At 41.3% G+C, this 6,155-nt stretch carries 6 protein-coding genes; all 6 read left to right on the top strand.

Going from position 1 to position 6,155, the window contains the following annotated elements; all coding sequences use genetic code 11:
• A partial coding sequence (hemC, locus tag QZR70_RS02860; protein WP_295792988.1) for a hydroxymethylbilane synthase occupies positions 1-880 on the top strand: 880 nt, incomplete at its 5' end.
• A complete protein-coding gene (cobA, locus tag QZR70_RS02855; RefSeq protein WP_295792986.1) occupies positions 877-2,391 on the top strand; it encodes a uroporphyrinogen-III C-methyltransferase in 1,515 nt (504 codons plus the stop codon). The genes hemC and cobA, both read left to right, overlap by 4 nt.
• 102 nt (positions 2,392-2,493) lie before the next feature.
• The gene (gene hemB, locus QZR70_RS02850) at positions 2,494-3,468 is read left to right on the top strand and encodes a porphobilinogen synthase (RefSeq protein ID WP_039969007.1); all 975 of its coding nucleotides are present in this window, start codon (positions 2,494-2,496) and stop codon (positions 3,466-3,468) included.
• A gap of 9 nt (positions 3,469-3,477) precedes the next feature.
• Positions 3,478-4,782 carry a glutamate-1-semialdehyde 2,1-aminomutase gene (gene hemL, locus QZR70_RS02845; RefSeq protein WP_295792985.1) on the top strand — a complete coding sequence of 435 codons (1,305 nt, stop codon included), beginning with the start codon at positions 3,478-3,480 and terminating at the stop codon, positions 4,780-4,782.
• Positions 4,783-4,850: 68 nt separating this feature from the next.
• On the top strand, positions 4,851-5,312 hold the full coding sequence (locus QZR70_RS02840; RefSeq protein WP_265137706.1) for a helix-turn-helix domain-containing protein: 462 nt from the start codon (positions 4,851-4,853) through the stop codon (positions 5,310-5,312).
• Positions 5,313-5,614: 302 nt separating this feature from the next.
• Positions 5,615-6,043, top strand: a complete 429-nt coding sequence (locus tag QZR70_RS02835; RefSeq protein WP_295792983.1) for a hypothetical protein — start codon at positions 5,615-5,617, stop codon at positions 6,041-6,043.
• Positions 6,044-6,155 lie beyond the last annotated feature (112 nt).

Below are 6,155 nucleotides of genomic sequence, written 5' to 3'. Positions count from 1 at the left end.
ACATATTAGTGCAGAATTACAACGTCTGTACCCCAATATTACGGTAGAGCTAGTTCACTTTAATACAAAGGGTGACCGTATCCTAGAGAAACCACTGGCTCAAGTTGGTGGTAAAGGTTTATTTACCGCTGAGCTAGAAGAGGCCATGCATAAAGGCGACATTGATATCGCCGTACATAGCTTGAAAGATATGCCTACAGAGTTGCCAGAAGGTCTTACTTTAGGCGCTATTTCCGCCCGTGAAGTTCCTTACGATGCACTTGTGAGCCCTGTGTATAGAACATTAGATAAATTGCCTGAAGGTGCTCGCGTCGGTACAAGTAGCTTGCGCCGTCAAGCCCAATTATTGCATGTGCGACCAGACCTTAAGGTGGAGGTTATCCGTGGCAATGTACAAACTCGCTTGAGCAAGATTGAAACAGAAAAATTAGATGGTGTTATCTTGGCACAAGCAGGTTTAAAACGGTTAGGCTTAGATGATCAAATTACCCAAGTCTTTAAAGCTGATGAAATGATTCCTGCCGTTGGTCAAGGTGCTCTCGCTATCGAGTGCCGTGCTGACGATACGGAAATGCTTGAAATGCTAGCTCCTATTAACGACGAAGCTACACGCTATGCCGTTGAAGGGGAACGTAGTTTCTTGCGTCAGTTAAATGGTGGTTGCCAAGTGCCGATGGGGGTACATGGTACTATCCATAAAGGTCAATTGACATTAAAGGCCATGATTGCTTCCCTCGACGGTAAAACGGTATACGAAGGAGAAATTTCTGGCCCAGCAAAAAAAGCTGAAATTCTTGGTAAAAACCTTGCAAAAGCCTTATATGAAGAAGGTGGCAAACATATTGTGGATGCTCTCATAGAGGAAGGAATCATAAAATGACAGGTATGGTATATCTAATCGGTGCAGGCCCTGGCGATGTTAAACTCATTACTGTAAAAGGTCGCGAATGCATTGAAAAAGCAGATGTAATTGTATATGACTATTTAGCAGATGCTCATTTACTCGAATGGGCACGCCCAGATGCAGAATTGATTTACGCTGGTAAACAATGTAAAGATCACACAATGCACCAATGGGAAATCAACGAGTTATTAGTTCAAAAAGGTAAAGAAGGAAAAATCGTAGCGCGCTTAAAAGGCGGTGATCCACTCGTGTTCGGTCGCGGTGGTGAAGAGGCGATGGCCCTTGGGGAAGCTGGTGTACCATTTGAATTCGTACCAGGCGTAACATCTCCAATTGCAGCCCCTGCTTATGCAGGTATTCCTGTAACACAACGCGCTATGGCTACATCCTTTGCGGTTGTAACCGGTCATGAGGACCCAACTAAAGCCGTATCTGGCATTCATTGGGAAGGCCTTGCTACAGCGGTAGATACACTTTGCTTTGTAATGGGTGTTGGCAACTTGCCTACTATTGCAGAAAAATTGATGGCTCATGGACGTCCAGCTTCTACACCAGTAGCGCTTGTTCGTTGGGGTACAAAAACGATTCAAGAAGTTCTCGTATCTACCCTTGAACATGTAGTAGAAGACGTAGAAAAGGCACAACTAAAAGCGCCAGCTATCATCGTAGTAGGCGATGTAGTTAACCTTCGTGAAAAATTACAATGGTTCGATAATAAACCGTTATTCGGTAAAACTATTGTAGTTACACGGGCTCGCTCCCAAGCTAGTGCATTCCGCGAAAAATTAGCAGCTCAAGGTGCTAATGTAGTAGAAGCGGCAGCGATTAAAACATCTCCATTGGAGTTGTTTGATGAAGATCGTCGTATCATCAATAATACAAAACAATACCAATGCATCGTATTCACATCTGGTGAAGGGGTTCGTTACTTCTTTGATGCTCTCTATAAAGAGGGCAAGGATACACGTGCATTAGGTAATTCTAAAGTGGCAGCTATTGGCTGTGCTACAGCTCGTGAACTTCAAAAATACGGCATTGTTCCAGATATTATTCCTGTAGACTATAAAGCTGAATCTGCTGTAAAGGCTCTTGAAGAAGAGATCAAAGCAGGGGACTCCGTATTGCTCATCCAACCAAAAGTAGCGCGCGACGTAATTCCACGCTCTTTGCGTCATCATGATATAGATGTAGATATTTTGCGTTTATATGAAACGACACAAGATACATCTCAACAAGAAGCATTAATCAATGCATTAACTGCAGGTACTGTAGACTACATTACGTTTACAAGTTCCTCTACAGTAACCAATACAATTCAATTATTGGGCGATGATGCATTGAAACTATTAGGTAATACTAAGATTGCTTGCATCGGACCTATCACAGCTGCTACAGCTATGAGTGCAGGTCTTAAACCTGCTGTCATCAGCGATGTATATACAACTGATGGCTTAGTTAACGCTATCATAAATGATGCTAAGGCTTAATAAGGATAGCATATAGTTGTTTCTGTTTATGGAATAACAATATCTCATAGGAGCTAGCTTCTAAGATTTTAATGAGCCCTATAGGGCCTATAGGAGGATTACATGTACGATTTAACATACCGTCCTCGCCGCTTGCGTATCAATCCAGAAATGCGTGATTTGGTACGGGAAACGACACTCGACGTAACTGATTTAATTTATCCATTATTTATCGTTCCTGGTGAAGGTATCAAAAAAGAAATCGATACGTTGCCAGGCCAATACCACTTATCCGTTGATGAAGCTGTAAAAATGGCTCAAGAGGTATATGATCTTGGTATTCTTGGCGTAGAAATCTTCGGTATTCCTACATATAAAGATGAACAAGGTTCCTCTGCATGGGATATGTCCCAACCTGTACAACAAGCTATCAAAGCCATCCGTGCAGCTGTGCCAAACCTATTGGTGGTAGCTGATGTTTGCTTGTGTCAATATACAACAACAGGCCATTGTGGCATGATTGATGACCATGAAATCTTAAATGATGAAACATTGCCATTGCTTTGTAAAGTAGCGGTAAGCCAAGCGGAAGCAGGTGCCCATATGGTGGCTCCATCCGATATGATGGATGGCCGTGTAGGTGCTATCCGTGAAGCCCTTGATGCGGCAGGTTATACTAATGTATCTATTATGAGCTATGCTGCAAAATACGCATCCGCTTACTATGGTCCATTCCGTGGTGCTGTTAACTCGGCTCCTAAATTTGGTGATCGCAAGTCCTATCAAATGGACCCAGCTAATCGCTTGGAAGCTTTCAGAGAAATCGAGCTGGATATCGCTGAAGGTGCTGATATTATCATGATTAAACCAGCCTTGTCCTACTTGGATATCGTTCGTGAAACACGTGACCGCTATGAATTGCCTGTAGCGGTATACAATGTATCTGGCGAATATGCGATGGTTAAATCCGCTGCTGCAGCTGGTCTTATCGACGAAGAACGCCTCGTTATGGAAACAATGCTTTCTATGAAGCGCGCCGGTGCTAAAATCATCATTACGTACCATGCTATAGATATTGCTAAATGGTTACAAAAGTAAGGAGAAACCATGTTCCAACTCGGTAAATCTGAAAAAGCCTTTGAAGAGGCTAAACGTTATATGCCAGGTGGCGTAAACAGTCCTGTTCGTTCCTACCGCAGCGTAGGTTCTAACCCTCCGTTTATCAGCAGCGCTAGCGGTAGCCGTATTTATGATATCGACAACAACGAATACATCGACTATGTGTTAAGTTGGGGCCCTATGATTTTGGGCCATGCGAACCCTGAGGTTATCGCAAGCCTGCAAGAGGCGATTCCTCGCGGCACTAGTTATGGTGCGCCTACACTACTAGAAACAGAATTGGCTAAAAAGGTGCAAGCCTTCATGCCATCTATGGAGGTTATCCGACTCGTTAACTCCGGTACAGAGGCGACTATGAGTGCGTTGCGCGTAGCTCGTGGCTATACTGGTCGCGATCGCATCGTAAAATTCGTTGGTTGTTACCATGGTCATAGTGATGCACTTTTGGTGAAAGCTGGCTCTGGCCTTGCTACCTTTGGCGTGCCAGATAGCCCTGGTGTACCTCAAGGTGTAGCAGAAAATACCATAACATTGCCGTACAATGACTCTGATGCAGTTCGCAAATTATTCGACGAAATCGGCGATACTATTGCGGCTATCATCGTAGAACCTGTAGCAGGTAACATGGGCTGTGTGCCTCCAGAACCAGGCTTCCTTGAAACCTTGCGAGAAGTAACTAAGGCTCATGGCGCATTATTAATCTTTGACGAAGTAATGTGTGGCTTCCGCGCTAGTAGTGGTGGTGCACAAAAACGTTACAATATTAAACCTGACCTTACATGCCTTGGTAAAATCGTTGGCGGTGGCATGCCACTTGCTGTATTTGGTGGCTCCCGTGAGATTATGAATCAAATTGCACCAGCTGGTCCTATTTATCAAGCTGGTACATTGAGCGGTAACCCTATTGCCGTTACTTCTGGTCTTGCAACGCTTTCCATTTTGCAACGAGATCCAACTATCTTTAAACAAGTAGAAGACGCAACTATCGCCCTTTGTGAAGGCTTTGAACGTTTGGCAGCCCAATACAATGTGCCTGTTGTAGTACAACGTGTAGGCTCCATGTTCACCATCTTCTTCACTGATAAACCAGTTAAGAATTTTGATGATGCAGCAGCGTGCAATGAAGAACAATTTAAAATGTTCTTCCACCATAACTTGAGCCATGGTATTTACTATGCACCAAGCCCTTATGAAAGTAACTTCGTATCTATCTGCCACAAGAGCAGTGAAATCGAACGCACATTAGCCGTAGCTGATGAAGCTTTCAAAAAAATCAGTGATACACTACTATAAAAATTAGTGATACATTATTATAAAATATATAGTTTGTAGTTGTTTATGTATCGATGTAGGTGATGAACATGCAGTTTTATAAGAACTTAAAGCGTGCTCGCGTGCGCATGGGCAAAAGCCAAATCGAAGTAGCAAAGGCCGTAGGTATCAGTAATGCGGCGCTTTCAAATTACGAAACAGGGTATCGCGAACCAGATTTAGATACACTCTGTGCCCTGTCTCGCTATTATGGATTGACCTTGGATGAGCTGTTAGATGTAAATGGAGAACAACACGAGCCCATCTATGATCTCAGTCCAGTATTAAAGAATAAATACATCGCCTATAAAGGGGACGTATTCGAGTTGAAAGACTCACAAAAACGTGCGCTCTTGCGCGAGCTAGACAATCTATTTACTAAATTTGAGAAATCAAAAGTAGAAGATAAAAGTAGCAAGCCAAAAACGTACAAACATGGGAACCCACATATCAATCGGGCGGGCCTAGCTAACAGCGCTGGTAGCTTAGCGGCACGACGAAATATAAAGTAGTTTAAGATACTACCTTGTATGTGAATGGAACATGTTTATTTGAACAACTGAATTAGAGTGATTTAAAAGCACCATCTATCTTAATAGGAAACGACACATAAGTCGGACCTAGGTAGATGGTGCTTTTGTATTACTATAGTATAAATGCCCGTGCTAACACTTTGGCATTATTTGTTAAGGCTGAATATAAAAATAAATAAAAGATAACAATATTAAAATATCCGTTGGTGATATAAGTTGGTTTAATATATAATTGAAATATAGAAGTGAAATGAATATTAATTGATAGTATAGGAGACATTATGAAAGTATGGAGCGGTGTAAAATCTATATTAGATCGAACACCTTTTAGGGTTAAATTTTATATTGGTTTTATATTGTTGGGACTCTTCATAATGGGATTTGTTACTTTACATGCGTATATTAAAAGGCCGGAGCAAATACAAAAACTACTAGTATATGAACAAAAACTAGCAAGTATATCTGTGCATAAAGTAAGTGAAGAGCATTTTGCTACAGGTAAAAACGGACAAATTTATGTTTTTAAAAAGACATATAAAAGCATTACGTTGGAATCAGTGAAGAATATACTTGCAGAAGAAAAGATAAACTGGCGTGAAGTAAATAAGAGTCACTTTATAGGATATGATGTAGATGATAATATTTGGGTTGAAATTTTTCGTGATATAAACACAAATTCTATAATCGTTAAATTAGAGAAAGATAGATAAAATGAATTTTGGAATAGTTTTGTTAGTAATAGGAGTAATTCTTTATATTATAGGTAATATTGTAGATGCGGGTATCTTATATGTTGTTGCTAGTTTTGTTTTAGCTTTTTCT

Origin of the sequence: uncultured Veillonella sp. (assembly GCF_900545205.1) — a bacterium.
Classification (GTDB): Bacteria; Bacillota; Negativicutes; order Veillonellales; family Veillonellaceae; genus Veillonella.
This window is presented reverse-complemented; position numbering and strand designations above follow the sequence as displayed.